The sequence below is a fragment of the Pseudomonas sp. BIC9C genome, from assembly GCF_034541995.1.
Classification (GTDB): Bacteria; Pseudomonadota; Gammaproteobacteria; order Pseudomonadales; family Pseudomonadaceae; genus Aquipseudomonas; species Aquipseudomonas fluorescens_CC.
In genome coordinates this window covers 1,699,452-1,715,097 of the sequence record NZ_JAWDGM010000001.1, presented here as the reverse complement: position 1 = coordinate 1,715,097, position 15,646 = coordinate 1,699,452, and the positions used below count along the sequence as shown (strand labels likewise).

The 15,646-nt window shown below is 60.8% G+C and carries 15 protein-coding genes and 1 pseudogene; 14 read left to right on the top strand and 2 right to left on the bottom strand.

Annotated features, from left to right (window positions below; genetic code table 11):
* Positions 1 to 4 precede the first annotated feature (4 nt).
* The gene (locus tag RS887_RS08010) at positions 5 to 595 is read left to right on the top strand and encodes an LON peptidase substrate-binding domain-containing protein (protein WP_008022910.1); all 591 of its coding nucleotides are present in this window, start codon (positions 5 to 7) and stop codon (positions 593 to 595) included.
* A 12-nt stretch (positions 596 to 607) separates the two neighbouring features.
* Here the strand turns inward: RS887_RS08010 and RS887_RS08005 are convergent, their stop codons facing one another.
* Positions 608 to 1,924: a bifunctional DedA family/phosphatase PAP2 family protein gene (locus tag RS887_RS08005; RefSeq protein WP_322614975.1), complete on the bottom strand. Its 1,317-nt coding sequence runs from the start codon at positions 1,922 to 1,924 to the stop codon at positions 608 to 610.
* A 178-nt stretch (positions 1,925 to 2,102) separates the two neighbouring features.
* Positions 2,103 to 2,799: pseudogene (locus RS887_RS08000) on the bottom strand (DNA-3-methyladenine glycosylase).
* Between the two features lie 189 nt (positions 2,800 to 2,988).
* On the opposite strand from RS887_RS08000, the gene RS887_RS07995 reads away from it, so the two are divergent.
* The 13 genes from RS887_RS07995 (at position 2,989) to RS887_RS07935 (ending at position 15,569) form a co-directional block, all read left to right on the top strand.
* Complete coding sequence (locus RS887_RS07995) at positions 2,989 to 4,260, top strand: glutamate-5-semialdehyde dehydrogenase (RefSeq protein WP_322614974.1); 1,272 nt, start codon at positions 2,989 to 2,991, stop codon at positions 4,258 to 4,260.
* Between the two features lies 1 nt (position 4,261).
* A complete protein-coding gene (gene nadD / locus RS887_RS07990; protein WP_057400573.1) occupies positions 4,262 to 4,951 on the top strand; it encodes a nicotinate-nucleotide adenylyltransferase in 690 nt (229 codons plus the stop codon).
* Positions 4,952 to 5,024: 73 nt separating this feature from the next.
* Positions 5,025 to 5,519 (top strand): ribosome silencing factor, encoded by a 495-nt coding sequence (rsfS, locus tag RS887_RS07985; protein ID WP_008022922.1) that lies wholly within the window; start codon positions 5,025 to 5,027, stop codon positions 5,517 to 5,519.
* A gap of 9 nt (positions 5,520 to 5,528) precedes the next feature.
* Positions 5,529 to 5,996, top strand: a complete 468-nt coding sequence (gene rlmH, locus RS887_RS07980; RefSeq protein ID WP_226303388.1) for a 23S rRNA (pseudouridine(1915)-N(3))-methyltransferase RlmH — start codon at positions 5,529 to 5,531, stop codon at positions 5,994 to 5,996.
* Positions 5,997 to 6,006: 10 nt separating this feature from the next.
* Complete coding sequence (gene mrdA / locus RS887_RS07975) at positions 6,007 to 7,902, top strand: penicillin-binding protein 2 (protein ID WP_322614973.1); 1,896 nt, start codon at positions 6,007 to 6,009, stop codon at positions 7,900 to 7,902.
* A gap of 31 nt (positions 7,903 to 7,933) precedes the next feature.
* Positions 7,934 to 9,037, top strand: a complete 1,104-nt coding sequence (gene rodA / locus RS887_RS07970) for a rod shape-determining protein RodA (protein ID WP_052037671.1) — start codon at positions 7,934 to 7,936, stop codon at positions 9,035 to 9,037.
* A 17-nt stretch (positions 9,038 to 9,054) separates the two neighbouring features.
* Positions 9,055 to 10,065, top strand: a complete 1,011-nt coding sequence (mltB, locus tag RS887_RS07965; RefSeq protein ID WP_322614972.1) for a lytic murein transglycosylase B — start codon at positions 9,055 to 9,057, stop codon at positions 10,063 to 10,065.
* On the top strand, positions 10,065 to 11,072 hold the full coding sequence (locus RS887_RS07960; protein ID WP_322614971.1) for a septal ring lytic transglycosylase RlpA family protein: 1,008 nt from the start codon (positions 10,065 to 10,067) through the stop codon (positions 11,070 to 11,072). Before mltB ends, RS887_RS07960 begins: the two co-directional genes overlap by 1 nt.
* A 183-nt stretch (positions 11,073 to 11,255) precedes the next feature.
* Positions 11,256 to 12,413 carry a D-alanyl-D-alanine carboxypeptidase family protein gene (locus tag RS887_RS07955; protein ID WP_111288102.1) on the top strand — a complete coding sequence of 386 codons (1,158 nt, stop codon included), beginning with the start codon at positions 11,256 to 11,258 and terminating at the stop codon, positions 12,411 to 12,413.
* 84 nt (positions 12,414 to 12,497) lie between these two features.
* Positions 12,498 to 12,773: a DUF493 domain-containing protein gene (locus RS887_RS07950; protein ID WP_003215438.1), complete on the top strand. Its 276-nt coding sequence runs from the start codon at positions 12,498 to 12,500 to the stop codon at positions 12,771 to 12,773.
* Entirely contained in the window at positions 12,773 to 13,420 is a 648-nt protein-coding gene (lipB, locus tag RS887_RS07945; protein ID WP_008022935.1) for a lipoyl(octanoyl) transferase LipB, read from the top strand. The genes RS887_RS07950 and lipB overlap by 1 nt, the downstream gene beginning before the upstream one ends.
* Positions 13,421 to 13,445: 25 nt before the next feature.
* Positions 13,446 to 14,444 (top strand): lipoyl synthase, encoded by a 999-nt coding sequence (gene lipA, locus RS887_RS07940; RefSeq protein ID WP_162130451.1) that lies wholly within the window; start codon positions 13,446 to 13,448, stop codon positions 14,442 to 14,444.
* Positions 14,445 to 14,618: 174 nt separating this feature from the next.
* Positions 14,619 to 15,569 carry an LD-carboxypeptidase gene (locus RS887_RS07935; RefSeq protein ID WP_322614970.1) on the top strand — a complete coding sequence of 317 codons (951 nt, stop codon included), beginning with the start codon at positions 14,619 to 14,621 and terminating at the stop codon, positions 15,567 to 15,569.
* Positions 15,570 to 15,646 lie beyond the last annotated feature (77 nt).

Below are 15,646 nucleotides of genomic sequence, written 5' to 3'. Positions count from 1 at the left end.
GTCTATGAGTCTGCCGCTTTTTCCGTTGAACACAGTGCTGTTCCCAGGTTGCATCCTCGACTTGCAGATCTTCGAGGCGCGCTATCTGGACATGATCGGCCGCTGCATGAAGCAGGGCGGTGGCTTCGGCGTGGTGTGCATTCTTGAGGGTGAAGAAGTCGGGATCGCCCCGGCCGGCTACGCGCTGGTGGGCTGCGAAGCGCTGATCACCGATTTCAAACAACAGGACAACGGCCTGCTGGGGATTCGGGTTCAGGGTGGGCGGCGTTTCCATGTATTGAAAGCGGAAGTCCAGCGCGATCAGTTGACCGTCGCCGAGGTCGAGTGGCTGGAGGACGAGCCGGAGCAGCCGTTGCAGGATGAGGACGCCGACCTGGTGGCATTGCTCAAGGCCCTGGCGGAACACCCGATGGTCGAAGCCTTGAACATGGGCACTGAAGCGACCGGGCAACAGTCACTGGCCAATCAGTTGGCGTACCTGCTGCCTTTTGCCGAGCTGGACAAAATCGATCTGCTGCAACTTGACGATCCGCAGCAGCGACTGGATGCGATTCAGGCGCTGCTGGATGAGTTGCAGGGTGAGTTGTTTGCCTGAGAAGCGTTTTTACTAATACGCATACCGCAACATCGTATGCGGCAAATGCCGCAATACGAAGAAGCTGAACAATGCCGCCAGCGCCGGCAACACCAGCCACCAGACCCTGGGTGGCAGGGCGTTCAGTGGGGCCTTGCGCTGGATCAGCCACAGGCTGGCCGCACAGACACATGCCGCCAGCATCGCGCCAGCCATGACATCGGTCGGCCAGTGTGCCCCGAGGTACACCCGGGAAAGGGCAATCGCCATCGCCGGCAAGCTGGCCACCAGCAGCCAGGTCAAGCGCATGCGCGGCGGTTGCCCGCGACCGGCCAACACGGCGAGGGTCAGAAACAGCGCGAACGCGCCGGAGGCGTGGCCGCTGGGCATGCTGTAGCTGGTCAATGGATCGCTCAATACTTCCGGGCGCACGCGGGCGAAAAACTGTTTGGTTGCGGTGTTGGCCAATGCCGTGCAGAGGAGGGTACTGCACGCGAAAACTGCCTGTCGCCATTGCCGGGTAATCAGCAGCAGTGCCACCAACAATGCACTGAACAGCAGCATGTTGCGGAATTCGCCAATGAGGGTGAATACCACCGCCACCTCATCGAACATCGGGCTGCGATGCTCCTGAACCAGGGTCATCAACCCTTGATCGAGAGCGCTCAGATACGGATAACCGATGAACAGCCCTGCCAGAATCAGAAAGCTCATGCCGGCGATTATCGCTGTGGCCCGGCGATGCTGGCGCAGGCTACTGGTGGCACTCAATCCCACCATGACCGCAATGCTGCCGGCAACGATCCCGGCCTGAGTCCAGAAACCTTCCGGCAACGGCAAGCGAATCGCCGCGCCGGTAGCCCAGCCTGGCAGCAGATAAGCCACCGACCAGCCCGCACCGGCCAGCAGACTGACGGCGAAGAAGCGTGGGAAGGGCATGTCGCACATGCCGGCGACCATGGGCAGCATTGGCCGCAGCGGTCCAATAAAACGCCCGACCAGCAGGCTGGCGATGCCATAGCGCTGGAAGTAGGTCTCGGCCCCGGCAATCCATTCCGGGTGATGGCGCAAGCCGGGCAGGCGCCGGATATTCTGATGAAAATGCCGTCCAAGGAAATAGGAAACCACGTCGCCCAACACCCCGGCGAGGAAGCCCAGCAGCAACGTTTCGCTCAGCGTCAACGCACCACTGCCGGCCAGCACCGCAACGGTGAACAGTAAAACCGTGCCGGGGACGATCAGCCCGGCAATCGCCAGGCATTCCACAAAAGCCACCAGAAATATTGCCGCCGCCAGCCATTGCGGGTTGACCGTCAACCAACCGGTCAGGCTATCGAGCCATTGGCCCATAAAAACCACTCCATTGAATGTTCAATTGGTCCCTGGGGACAAGCACAGTTCTTCAAAAACACCACAAAGCCCTGTGGGAGCGGGCTTGCCCGCGAAGAGGCCCTTTCAGTCGATATTGATATCGCCTGACACTCCGCCTTCGCGAGCAGGCTCGCTCCCACAATGGATCAATCCATTTTCAAGTCAGCACAAAATAATCGCGACCTTCGACTTGTCCCCGGCGCAGCGGGTTCCGCGTGCAGTACGGCGCGTAAGCCGCATCGACGAAGCGGTACATCAGGTGCTCATCGCGCCCGTGGGGATGCCCAGGCGCGTAGTCTGATGATGTGGGCGGGCGTCTGGCCGACGTGCTCCACCAGTAGCACTTCATGGTCGAAGCGTTTGGCGTCCCACACCGGCACTTTCAGGCCCAGCGCCTTGCACAGCAGGGTTTGCCCGGCGCAGAGTTTTTGTGACGGGCGAGGGTGGCCCTGGGCATCGGGATTGTTCAATAGCATCTGTGCCAGGCTGGCCGGCCCGCTCAATTCATCGACCCATGGGTAGGCGGATTTGATCAGTACCGCGTTTCCCGGCCCCTGGGCGCTGAAATTCAGGGAATCGCCACCCCGGGCGTAATACATATAGATGTGGCCGCCATCCAGAAACAAAGCCTTACGCTTTTCTGTGTAGCCGAGGGATGCGTGGCTGCCTTTTTCCGCGCAGTAATAGGCTTCGGTCTCGATAATTCGGGCGCTGAGCCACAGATCGCCCACTCGATGGCGAATGACTTTACCCAGTAAATCCCGGGCCAGAACTTGGGCGTCGCGGTCGAAAAACGCGTCCGGAAGGCCCTTGGGAAGGCTCATCGCGGACGCTCGAACAGTCAGATTGGACATGATGACCGGCATTTGTCAGGGCTGAATGAGTCGTGATGATAACAATTTGCAGCTTAATCCCGGCTGAACGTCGGCAATTTGCCCTCCATTTCGACCATCCGCCCGTCACCGCTGTTAGTCCCGGGACGCGACAGCTATAATCTGCCGCTTTACTCTTTACCAAGACCTAATCAAAGACCACGCCAGACCATGACTGAGTCCGTTCTTGACTACATGACCCGCCTGGGTCGCGCTGCCCGTGAAGCTTCCCGCGTGATCGGCCGTGCCAGCACCGCGCAGAAAAACCGCGCCCTGCAGGCCGCCGCCAATGCGCTGGACGCTGCCCGCGCCGAGCTGGCGGCGGCCAATGAACTGGATTTGGCCGCCGGTCGCGCCAATGGTCTGGAACCAGCCCTGCTTGAGCGCCTGGCGCTGACCCCGGCGCGTATCGACGGCATGATCGTCGGCCTGCGTCAGGTGGCAGCCCTGCCGGACCCGGTCGGCGCGATCCGTGACATGAGTTTCCGCCCGTCCGGTATTCAGGTCGGCAAGATGCGCGTGCCACTGGGCGTGATCGGAATCATCTACGAGTCGCGGCCGAACGTGACCATCGATGCGGCCAGTCTGTGTCTGAAGTCCGGCAACGCGACCATCCTGCGTGGCGGTTCCGAGGCTATTCATTCCAATCGAGCCATCGCCGCCTGCATTCAGCGTGGTCTGGCCGAGGCCGATCTGCCGGCCGCGGTAGTGCAAGTGGTCGAGACCACGGATCGCGCAGCCGTCGGCGCGCTGATCACCATGCCTGAATACGTCGATGTCATCGTGCCGCGCGGCGGCCGTGGCCTGATCGAACGCGTCAGCCGTGATGCCCGCGTACCGGTGATCAAGCACCTGGACGGCATCTGCCACGTTTATGTGAGCGAACACGCCGATCTGGCCAAGGCCCAGCGCATCGCGTTCAACGCCAAGACTTACCGATATGGCATCTGCGGTGCCATGGAAACGCTGCTGGTCGATTACACCGTTGCCAGGGACTTCCTGCCGGCGATAGCGGCACAGTTCCGCGAAAAAGGTGTCGAGCTGCGCGGTTGCGAACGCACCCGGGCAATCATCGATGCCGTGGTCGCGACCGAAGAAGACTGGAGTACCGAATACCTGGCACCGATTCTGTCGATCCGTGTAGTCGACGGACTGGGCCAGGCCATCGAGCACATCAATCATTACGGTTCCCATCACACCGATTCGATTGTCAGCGAACACCAGGGCGACACCCGGCGTTTCGTGGCTGAAGTCGACTCCTCGTCGGTGATGATCAATACCCCGACGTGCTTCGCCGATGGCTTCGAATACGGATTGGGTGCCGAGATCGGCATTTCTACTGATAAGCTGCACGCCCGCGGCCCGGTAGGCCTCGAAGGACTGACCTGCGAGAAGTACATCGTGGTCGGCGACGGGCAGTTGCGCGGACAGGAGCCGGTCTGACTTGGGCGACTTCGACCCGTCAGCCCCGGTCACCGTCAGCGAGCCAGCCCCTCGCCGCATTGGCGTGCTGGGCGGAACGTTCGACCCGGTGCACATCGGCCATTTGCGCGGTGCGCTGGAAGTCGCCGAAACCCTGGCCCTCGATGAGCTGCGTCTGACACCCAGTGCCAGGCCGCCCCATCGGGACAAGCCGCAGGTGTCGGCGAAAGACCGTCTGGCGATGGTCGAGTGCGCGGTGGCCGGTGTGGCGCCGTTGGTGGTGGATGCCCGCGAATTGCAGCGGAACAAACCGTCCTACACCATTGATACCCTGGAACTGATGCGTGCCGAACTGGCCGTATCCGACCAGGTTTTTCTGCTTTTGGGCTGGGACGCTTTTTGCGGCCTGCCCACTTGGCACCGCTGGGAAGAGTTGCTCCAGCATTGCCATATCCTGGTGTTGCAACGCCCGGATGCCGACAGCGAACCGCCGGATGCCTTGCGCAACCTGCTGGCAGCGCGCTCGGTGAGCGACCCGCTGGCCCTCAAAGGGCCGAGCGGACAGATTGCATTCGTCTGGCAGACACCGCTCGCGGTATCCGCCACCCAGATCCGTCAACTGCTGGCCAGCGGTAAGTCGGTACGTTTCCTGGTGCCCGACGCGGTCCTGGCCTACATCGATGCGCACGGACTCTACCGTGCGTCGAACTGAATAGGAGTGCCTCAAGGCACGTGGCAACAACGTGTATTGAAGCGCCCGAACATACGAGCAAAACGAGTTTTATATGACGAACAACGACGTAAACAAAGTTAAGCGCAAAGGCACGTTCAAGAGTGCCCCGCTGCCCGAGAAAGTTCTGGCTGCCGAGCCACCTAAAGGCGACGAGCTGGTCAAGATCGCCGTAGCCGCCCTGGAAGACGTCAAGGCCCAGGACGTGCTGGTGATTGATGTCCGTGACAAGCAGAGCATCACTGACTACATGATCATCGCCACCGGTACCTCCAACCGCCAGATCGGCGCGATGCTGGACAAGGTCCGCGAAGCGGTCAAGGCTCTGGGCATCAAGCCGCTGGGCGAAGAAGGCAAGGGCGACAGCGACTGGGTGCTGTTGGACATGGACGACGTGATCGTCCACATGATGACCTCCAACGCCCGCCAGTTCTACGACCTGGAGCGCCTGTGGAAAGGTGCCGAGCAGAGCCGTGCCGCCGATGGCAAGCACCACAGCCCTGAAGTTGGTCACGAGCACTTCAACAAGCTCAACAAAGACCAGGAATAAGGGACCGCTGTGCGACTGCGACTGATCGCCGTCGGTTCACGCATGCCCAGGTGGGTGGAAGAAGGCTGGCATGAATATGCCAAGCGTCTTCCGTCCGAGCTGGCGCTGGAACTGGTGGAAATACCGCTCAATACCCGTGGCAAGAACGCCGACGTGGCCCGTTTCATCCGCCAGGAAGGCGAAGCCATGCTGGCCAAGGTCGGGCCGAACGAGCGGATTGTCACACTCGAAGTCCATGGCAAGCCCTGGAGTACCGAGCAACTGGCGGTCGAGCTCGACCGCTGGCGGCTGGACTCGCGCACTGTCAACTTCATGGTCGGCGGCCCCGAAGGGCTGGCGCCGGAAGTCTGTGCCCGGGCTGACCAGCGCTGGTCGTTGTCGCCGCTGACCTTGCCGCACCCGCTGGTGCGGATTCTGATCGGCGAACAGTTGTACCGTGCCTGGACCGTGCTGTCCGGTCACCCTTACCACAAGTAATTCTGCCCTCATGTCCCAGCCGATCCGCATCAAGGACCACGAAAAAGACGCCCGTCTGGTGCGTGGCCGCGTCGTGTTCGGTGCAATTGCGGTCGTGACACTGATTGGCGTGCTGATCGCGCGTCTGTATTTCCTCCAGGTGATCCAGTACGAGTACCACTCGACCCTGTCGGAAAATAACCGCGTCCATGTGCAGCCGATTCCGCCACCCCGTGGCTTGATTTACGATCGCAATGGTGTGGTCATTGCCGACAACCGGCCCAGCTTCAGCCTGAGCATGACCCGCGAGCGCTCTGGCGATTGGCAGCAAGTGCTCGATGTGATCGTCCAGGTGCTCGAGCTCACGCCCGAGGACCGGGTGATTTTCGAGAAGCGCATGCGCCAGGGGCGTCGGCCGTTCGAGCCGGTGCCGATCATGTTCGAATTGACCGAAGAGCAGATCGCCAGGATCGCCGTGAACCAGTTCCGCCTGCCTGGGGTGGAAGTGGTCGCGCAGCTGGTCCGTCACTATCCGCAGGGTGCGCATTTTGCGCACTCGGTGGGCTACATGGGGCGGATCAACGAGAAAGAGCTGAAGTCTCTGGACCCGGTGAGCTACAGCGGCACCCATCAAATTGGCAAAACCGGCATCGAGCGCTTCTACGAGCCTGAATTGCACGGCCAGGTGGGTTACGAGGAAGTCGAGACCAACGCCCGGGGCCGCGTATTGCGCGTGCTCAAGCGCACCGATCCGATTCCCGGCAAGGACATCGTCCTGAGCCTGGACATCAAATTGCAAGAAGCCGCTGAAGCCGCGCTCGGTGGTCGTCGTGGTGCTGTGGTGGCGCTGGACCCGAAAACCGGCGAGGTCCTGGCGATGGTCAGCCAGCCGAGTTTCGACCCGAACCTGTTCGTCACCGGCATCAGCTCCAAGGCCTATGCCGAGCTGCGCGATTCCATCGACCGGCCGTTGTTCAACCGCGTGTTGCGTGGTCTGTACCCGCCGGGTTCGACGATCAAGCCGGCGGTCGCGATTGCCGGACTGGATGCGGGCGTGGTGACGGCCTCGTCCCGGGTGTTCGACCCCGGTTACTACATGCTGCCCAACTACGATCACAAATACCGTAACTGGAACCGTACCGGCGACGGCTTTGTCGACCTCGATACGGCGATCATGCGTTCCAACGACACCTACTTCTATGACCTGGCCCACAAGCTGGGGATCGACCGGTTGTCGGCGTACCTGAGCAAGTTCGGTATCGGCCAGAAAGTCTCCCTGGACATGTTCGAAGAATCGCCGGGGTTGATGCCGACCCGGGAATGGAAGCGGGCGACACGTCGTCAGGCGTGGTTCCCGGGGGAGACACTGATTCTCGGTATCGGTCAGGGCTACATGCAGTCGACGCCGTTGCAACTGGCCCAGGCTACCGCGCTGGTGGCCAACAAAGGCATCTGGAATCGTCCGCACCTGGCCAAGACCATCGAAGGCGAGAAGCCGGTGGATCCTAACCCGATGCCGGACATCATCCTGCGTGACCCGTCCGACTGGACCAAGGTCAACCATGGCATGCAGCAGGTAATGCACGGTGCCCGTGGTACGGCGCGCAAGGCTTCGATCGGCGCGCAATACCGGATCGCCGGCAAGAGTGGTACGGCCCAGGTGGTCGCGATCAAGCAGGGTGAGAAGTACGACCGCTCCAAGGTTCAGGAGCGCCATCGCGACCACGCCTTGTTTGTCGGCTTCGCACCGGCCGACGATCCGAAGATCGTGGTCTCGGTGATGGTCGAGAACGGTGAGTCCGGCTCCGGCGTGGCCGCGCCGGTGGTCCGTCAGGTCATGGATGCCTGGCTTCTCGGCGAGGACGGCCGATTGAAGCCTGAATACGCCAGCCCTATCAGTGCAGAGGCAACCGCCCGTGATGAATAATTTTGATCGCATGCTCTCCAGCGAGGATGTGATGCGTCGCCGTGCAACGCTGTTGCAGCGCATGCACATCGACGGCGTGCTGCTGATCCTGTTGCTGACTCTCGCCGCCGGCAGTCTGTTCGTACTGTATTCGGCCAGTGGCAAGAGCTGGGATCTATTGGCCAAGCAGGCCACTTCGTTCGGCATCGGCCTGGTCTCGATGATCGTCATCGCCCAGTTCGAGCCGCGGTTCATGGCCCGATGGGTGCCGGTCGGCTATGTGATCGGCGTGCTGTTGCTGGTGGTGGTGGACGTCATGGGCCACAACGCCATGGGCGCTACGCGCTGGATCAACATCCCCGGGGTGATCCGCTTCCAGCCCTCGGAGTTCATGAAGATCCTGATGCCGGCGACCATCGCCTGGTACCTGTCCAAGCGCACCCTGCCGCCGCAACTCAAGCATGTGGGCATCAGCCTGATGCTGATCGGTATCCCGTTCATCCTGATCGTGCGGCAACCGGACCTCGGCACCTCGCTGCTGATCCTGGCCGGCGGCGCGTTCGTGCTGTTCATGGGTGGCCTGCGCTGGCGCTGGATCCTCAGCGTGCTCGCCGCTGCCGTGCCCGTGGCCATCGCCATGTGGTTCTTCATCATGCACGACTACCAGAAGCAGCGGATCCTGACGTTCCTCGATCCGGAAAGCGATCCGCTCGGTACGGGCTGGAACATCATCCAGTCCAAGGCGGCCATCGGCTCCGGTGGCGTGTTCGGCAAGGGTTGGTTGCTGGGCACCCAGTCGCACCTGGATTTCCTGCCGGAAAGCCATACCGACTTCATCATTGCCGTAATGGGCGAAGAGTTCGGCCTGGTGGGGATCTGCGCACTCTTGCTGATCTACCTGCTGTTGATCGGCCGCGGTCTGGTGATTACCGCCCAGGCGCAGACATTGTTCGGCAAGTTGCTCGCGGGCAGCCTGACCATGACGTTTTTTGTTTATGTTTTCGTCAACATCGGTATGGTCAGTGGCCTGTTGCCGGTGGTTGGGGTGCCGTTGCCGTTCATTAGCTACGGAGGAACTTCGCTGGTGACGCTGCTGTCAGCGTTTGGGGTTTTGATGTCGATCCATACCCATCGCAAGTGGATCGCGCAGGTTTGAATAAGGTGAAATTTTCAATGCAAGTAATGCGTGGCTGGGCGACTCGATATGCGCCATGGGTCGGCCTGGTAAGCATCCTTGGCACCGTGCAGGAAGCGTTGGCCGGCGACTACGAAGGTTCACCCCAGGTAGCCGAATTCGTCGGTGAAATGACCCGCGACTACGGTTTCGCCGGTGAACAATTGATGGGCGTGTTCCGCGAAGCCGAGCGTAAGCAATCGATTCTGGACGCGATCTCGAAACCCGCCGAACGGGTCAAGCAGTGGAGCGAATATCGCCCGATGTTCATCACCGATGCGCGCATAGCCCGGGGTGTGGACTTCTGGCGTCAGCACGAAGCGGTGCTGGCCCGTGCCGAGCAGGAATACGGCGTGCCGGCCCAGGTGATTGTCTCGATCATCGGCGTTGAAACCTTTTTCGGTCGTAATACCGGAAATTTCCGGGTGATCGATGCCTTGTCGACCCTGGGTTTCGACTATCCTCCCCGTGCCGAGTTTTTCCGCAAGGAATTGCGTGAGTTCCTGCTGCTGGCCCGCGAAGAGCAGGTCGATCCGTTGACGCTCAAAGGCTCCTACGCCGGCGCAATGGGATTGCCACAATTCATGCCGAGCAGTTTCCGCGCTTATGCGGTGGATTTCGACGGTGATGGCCATATCAACATCTGGACCAACCCGGACGATGCCATCGGCAGTGTCGCCAGTTACTTCAAACGTCATGGCTGGGTTGCCGACGAACCGGTAGTCAGCCGTGCCGATGTCCGTGGCGATCAGGTCGACGAGGGTTTGACCACCGGAATCGAACCGACGAAAACCGTTGGGGAGTTGCGAGCCCTGGGCTGGTCAAGTCATGATGCGCTGCGCGATGATATGCCGGTTACCGCCTTCCGCCTGGAAGGCGACAATGGCTCCGAATACTGGATGGGCCTGAAGAATTTTTACGCAATCACGCGTTATAACCGCAGCGTGATGTACGCCATGGCCGTACATCAACTGTCTGAACAGCTGGTCCAAGCACGGGGCGTCAAGTAATGCGGGCATTGCCTATCAATAAACCCCTGAAGCTGATGGCATTCGCCGCGTTGACAGTGCTGGTCGCCAGTTGTTCGACCAGCCGTGCGCCGGCCCAGAAGTCTTCCACCGCCGTGCGCTCGACGCCGGGGCTGGACATCAACCGCGCCCACAAGGATGGCGCGCCATGGTGGGATGTCGATGTTTCGCGCATCCCGGATGCCACGCCGACCCTGCACACCGGCCCGTACAAGGCCAGCCCGTACTCGGTATTGGGTAAAACCTATTTCCCGCTGCAAGAATCCAAGACCTACGTGCAGTCGGGCACGGCGTCCTGGTATGGCACCAAGTTCCACGGCCAGAACACCGCCAACGGCGAGGTGTATGACCTGTACGGCATGAGTGCCGCGCACAAGACATTGCCACTGCCAAGTTATGTCCGGGTGACCAACCTGGACAACAACAAGAGCGTGATCCTGCGAGTCAACGACCGTGGGCCGTTCTACTCGGACCGAATCATCGACCTGTCCTACGCCGCCGCCAAGAAGCTCGGTTATGCCGAAATCGGCACCGCGCGGGTCAAGGTCGAGGGCATCGATCCACAGGCGTATTGGGCGGCCAAAGGCCGTCCGGCGCCTTTGATGCTCAACGAGCCGCAAGTCGCGCAGAATAGCGCCCCGGTGATCACGGCTTCGGCCGGCACCGTCGAGCAATGGACGCCACCGCCGCAGCAACACGCCGCCGCGGTGGTGCCCGTACAGCTTGATGCAAAAAAAAACGCTTCTGTACAAGCCTCTGGCCAGTATCTGCAGGTGGGCGCGTTCGCCAACCCGGACGCTGCAGAACTCCTGAGATCCAAGCTCAGCGGGATGGTGAGCGCTCCGGTGTTCATCAGCTCGATCGTGCGCAATCAGCAGACCCTGCATCGGGTTCGCCTGGGCCCGATCGGATCGCCGGGTGAAATCCAGCAGGTGCAGAACAGTGTGCGCCTGGCCAATCTCGGTTCGCCGAGTGTGGTCACCGAGTAATACGTAGTACTTGATTGACGGTTCGCTTGCGATTTGGGGGGCGGACCAGGTTGTTGGCTCTTCCAAGAACAAAAGCCCGGCACAGGGTTAAAGAGTGAGCAGCTGAACATGCGACAGCCTTTAAGAAGCTGTCTGAATAGTTTTGCCCTCGGGCAAGTTTCCATTAGCGATTTCGAGAGACGGATGAACATCACCACCTTTGCCAAACGCCTGTTCCTGCTAGTCCCGCTGCTCCTCTCACCTGCCGCATTCGCGGTCGAGATGATGCCGTCGCCACCGCAACTGGCCGCCAAGGCCTACGTGCTCATGGATGCCAGCAGCGGCAACGTGCTGGTCGAGAACAACGGTGACCAGCGTCTGCCACCGGCCAGCCTGACCAAGCTGATGACCGCGTACATCGCGACCCTGGAAATCCGTCGTGGCCAGATCGGCGAAAACGATCCGGTGACCGTCAGCGAAAACGCCTGGCGTACCGGCGGTTCGCGGATGTTCATCAAGGTCGGTTCGCAGGTCACCGTCAGCGACCTGCTGCACGGCATCATCATCCAGTCGGGCAACGACGCCAGCGTCGCGCTCTCCGAGCACATCGCCGGCAGCGAGGACGCCTTCGCCGACCTGATGAACAAGACCGTCGCCGATCTGGGCATGACCAACACCCACTTCATGAACCCGACCGGCCTGCCGAACCCTGAGCACTATTCGTCGGCTCACGACATGGCTGTTCTGGCCCGCGCGATCATCCATGAAGACCCGGCTCACTACGCGATCTACTCGCAGAAAGAGTTCTTCTGGAACGGCATCAAGCAACCGAACCGCAACCTGCTGCTGTGGCGCGACAAGACCGTCGACGGCCTGAAAACCGGCCACACCGACGAAGCCGGCTACTGCATGGTGTCTTCGGCCGTACGTGATGGCATGCGCCTGATCGCCGTGGTGTTCGGCACCAGCAGCGAAGTAGCCCGTGCCGCCGAAACCCAGAAGCTGCTAACCTACGGTTTCCGTTTCTTCGAAACCCAGACCTTCTATCAGAAGGGCGCCGAACTGGCCCAGGCACCTGTCTGGAAAGGCTCCACCAATCAAGTCAAGGCCGGCCTGGCTGAAGACCTGACCATGACCCTGCCGAAAGGCCAGCTGAAAAAGCTTGCTGCCAGCATGACCATGAACCCGCAACTGGTTGCGCCAATCGCCAAGGGCGACGTGATCGGTAAAGTCGAAGTCAAACTGGACGACAAGGTGGTGCACAGCGCCGACCTGATCGCTCTGGATGGCGTCGAAGAGGGTGGTATCTTCCGTCGCATGTGGGATAGCATCCGTCTATTCTTCTACGGCTTGTTCAACTGATAGTGTGCACCTGCATGGCCCCGCGCTGATCCGGCACGGGGCTATGCCCGTCGCCACGGCTTACGCTTACGAGGCCGTTACGCCATGACCGATACCGAAGTAAAGGCGCCTAAGATCGAATTCCCCAACGTTGATTACCCGGTTAAGGTGATCAGCGATACCGGTGTGGGCAACAAGGACAAGATCATCGAGATCGTCAAGAAACACGCGACGATCAACCATGACCGTGTAGATGAACGCCAAAGCACCAACGGCAAATACACCACCATTCAGTTGCACATCGTCGCGACCGACCAGGACCAGCTGTACAACATCAACAGCGAACTGCGGGCCACCGGTTTCGTGCACATGGTGTTGTGATGTCCGGCACGCTGGGCTTTCGCGAGCTCGGCCAGATGGCTTACGAGCCGGTCTGGCATGCCATGCAACGCTTCACCAACGAACGCGGCACCGATGTTGCCGACGAGATCTGGCTGGTGGAACACCCTGCGGTGTTCACCCAGGGGCAGGCCGGCAAGGCCGAGCATCTGCTGCTTCCGGGTGATATTCCGGTGGTGCAGGTCGACCGTGGTGGTCAGGTGACCTACCACGGCCCTGGCCAGCTGGTGGCTTATCTGCTGCTGGACGTGCGCAGGCTGGGTTTTGGTGTGCGCGATCTGGTCAGCCGGATGGAGCAATGCCTGATCGAGCTGCTGGCCAGTTATGGCGTGACCGCCGTGGCCAAGCCCGATGCACCGGGTGTCTACGTTGACGGGGCGAAAATCGCTTCCCTGGGGCTGCGGATTCGCCACGGCTGTTCCTTTCACGGCCTGGCCCTGAACGTGGACATGAACCTGGAACCGTTTCGACGGATTAATCCCTGCGGCTACGCCGGGCTGGCGATGACCCAGCTGAGCGATCACGCAGGATCGATTGAATTTGCCGAGGTAAGTGCCCGGCTGCGTGCGCAGCTCGTCAAACACCTCGACTATGCTGAGCAGACGACCCTGACGGGCGGAATCGACTGATATGACTACTGATGCAGTGCAAACCATGATCCCGACGCTCGATGTCTCCGAGCGCCCGGCCCCGCGTCCCAAGGTTGAAGCCGGCGTCAAGCTGCGCGGCGCCGAAAAGGTTGCACGCATCCCGGTGAAGATCATTCCGACCACCGAACTGCCGAAGAAGCCGGACTGGATTCGCGTCCGCATCCCGGTTTCGCCGGAAGTCGACCGTATCAAGGCCCTGTTGCGCAAACACAAGTTGCACAGCGTGTGCGAAGAAGCTTCCTGCCCGAACCTGGGAGAGTGCTTCTCCGGCGGCACGGCGACCTTCATGATCATGGGGGACATCTGCACCCGTCGCTGCCCGTTCTGCGACGTCGGCCACGGTCGTCCGAAGCCACTGGACGTCAACGAACCGGAAAGCCTGGCCATCGCCATCGCCGACTTGCGCCTGAAGTACGTGGTGATCACTTCGGTGGACCGCGACGACTTGCGTGACGGCGGTGCCCAGCACTTTGCCGACTGCATCCGTGAAATCCGCAAGCTGTCGCCGAACGTGCAGCTGGAAACCCTGGTCCCGGATTACCGTGGCCGCATGGACATCGCCCTGGAAATCACCGCCGCCGAGCCGCCGGATGTGTTCAACCACAACCTGGAAACCGTGCCACGCCTGTACAAGGCTGCGCGTCCGGGTTCGGACTACCAGTGGTCGCTGACCCTGCTGCAACGCTTCAAGCAGATGATGCCGCACATCCCAACCAAATCCGGTTTGATGCTGGGTCTGGGTGAAACGGACGAAGAAGTCATCGAAGTCATGAAGCGCATGCGCGAGCACGACATTGACATGCTGACCCTGGGCCAGTACCTGCAACCTTCGCGTAGCCACTTGCCGGTGCAGCGCTTCGTACACCCGGACACCTTCGCCTGGTTCGCCGAGGAAGGTTACAAGATGGGTTTCAAGAACGTTGCGTCGGGTCCGCTGGTACGTTCCTCGTATCACGCCGACGAGCAGGCCAAGCTGGTCAAGGCCGAGCTGATGTCGTCCTGATCTGCGCAATGAAATGAAAAACGCCCGCACGGTTTTCAGCCTTGCGGGCGTTTTTTTGCCTGTCCTACGGTACTGGCCACTTTTTCCTGCAACCTGCGGGGCAACGGTTCCTCTTCTGTTTGTCCCCGTTCCTGACTACTGTGTGCTGAAGTTTTCACGCAGGGAGATTCACGGATGACCGTTCGACCGACCCAGACCCTTTGCCCTCACGTTTCTGTCCCGGCACTGCCGTCGGAAGGCATGATCGGCGTTATCGCACCCGCCGGTCCCGCGCCGCTGGACACCAGTAAAGCCGTGCAATGGATGCGCGCCCGCGGCTATTCGCTGAAGATTTTTCCTGGCGTCTACGAGAAGGATGGCTATCTTGCCGGCAGTGACGAGGTGCGACTCAATGACCTGCACGCGGCGTTCGCCGACCGGGAGGTCGATGCCATCATTTGCCTGCGCGGTGGCTACGGAACACCGAGGTTGCTTGATCGCATCGATTTCGAATTGCTGCGCAACAACGCCAAGCCATTCATCGGCTACAGCGACATCACCGCACTGCATCTGGCCATCAGTCGTTATGCAGGCTTCGTGACCTTCCATGGCCCGATGCTCAATGCCGATCTGCTGGGCGACAAGCAAAAGCCCACCGAGCCTTCGTTTTTCAACATGCTGCGCGGGCAGGTGAAGGCGGGCTGTGTGTTGGCGCACCCCGTGGCCTATCCGTTGTCGACGATTGAGCCAGGCATCGCTCACGGCCGTTTACTGGGGGGCAATCTGTCGATGATCGCCGCGACCATGGGCACGCCTTACGAGATTGACGCCGAGGACGTCATCCTGTTTGTCGAGGACATCAACGAGCCGCTGTATCGCATCGACCGGTTGCTGACCCATCTGCGGCTGGCAGGCACTTTGGGCAAGTTGCGTGGGGTGCTGGTGGGGGATGTGGCGGGGGTGGAGGTGCCTGCGCTGGAGCGGTTGCTCAAGCAGACCTTCGAGCCCTTGCGTATTCCGGTGCTGTCCGGATGGCGTAGCGGGCATTGCGATCCGAACCTGACATTGCCCATGGGCGCGCTGGTCAGGCTGGATGCGGGGAACAAGGAGTTGGTGTTGGAGCAGGATGTGGTGGTCAGGCGCTAGATTTTTATCGCCTGTTACTCAGTCTTCGCGGGCAAGCCCGCTCCCACAAAGTTTGAGGTGTACACAAATGTTGTGAT

What these genes read in the sequence shown, in the direction of transcription:
- lipA (WP_162130451.1), top strand. Translation starts at nt 13,446, where the DNA reads ATGATCCCGACGCTCGATGTCTCCGAGCGCCCGGCCCCGCGTCCCAAG.
- rsfS (WP_008022922.1), top strand. Translation starts at nt 5,025, where the DNA reads ATGACGAACAACGACGTAAACAAAGTTAAGCGCAAAGGCACGTTCAAG.
- rodA (WP_052037671.1), top strand. Translation starts at nt 7,934, where the DNA reads ATGCGTCGCCGTGCAACGCTGTTGCAGCGCATGCACATCGACGGCGTG.
- RS887_RS08005 (WP_322614975.1), bottom strand. Translation starts at nt 1,924, where the DNA reads ATGGGCCAATGGCTCGATAGCCTGACCGGTTGGTTGACGGTCAACCCG.
- RS887_RS07955 (WP_111288102.1), top strand. Translation starts at nt 11,256, where the DNA reads ATGAACATCACCACCTTTGCCAAACGCCTGTTCCTGCTAGTCCCGCTG.
- mltB (WP_322614972.1), top strand. Translation starts at nt 9,055, where the DNA reads ATGCAAGTAATGCGTGGCTGGGCGACTCGATATGCGCCATGGGTCGGC.
- RS887_RS08010 (WP_008022910.1), top strand. Translation starts at nt 5, where the DNA reads ATGAGTCTGCCGCTTTTTCCGTTGAACACAGTGCTGTTCCCAGGTTGC.
- RS887_RS07960 (WP_322614971.1), top strand. Translation starts at nt 10,065, where the DNA reads ATGCGGGCATTGCCTATCAATAAACCCCTGAAGCTGATGGCATTCGCC.
- RS887_RS07995 (WP_322614974.1), top strand. Translation starts at nt 2,989, where the DNA reads ATGACTGAGTCCGTTCTTGACTACATGACCCGCCTGGGTCGCGCTGCC.
- lipB (WP_008022935.1), top strand. Translation starts at nt 12,773, where the DNA reads ATGTCCGGCACGCTGGGCTTTCGCGAGCTCGGCCAGATGGCTTACGAG.
- RS887_RS07935 (WP_322614970.1), top strand. Translation starts at nt 14,619, where the DNA reads ATGACCGTTCGACCGACCCAGACCCTTTGCCCTCACGTTTCTGTCCCG.
- RS887_RS07950 (WP_003215438.1), top strand. Translation starts at nt 12,498, where the DNA reads ATGACCGATACCGAAGTAAAGGCGCCTAAGATCGAATTCCCCAACGTT.
- mrdA (WP_322614973.1), top strand. Translation starts at nt 6,007, where the DNA reads ATGTCCCAGCCGATCCGCATCAAGGACCACGAAAAAGACGCCCGTCTG.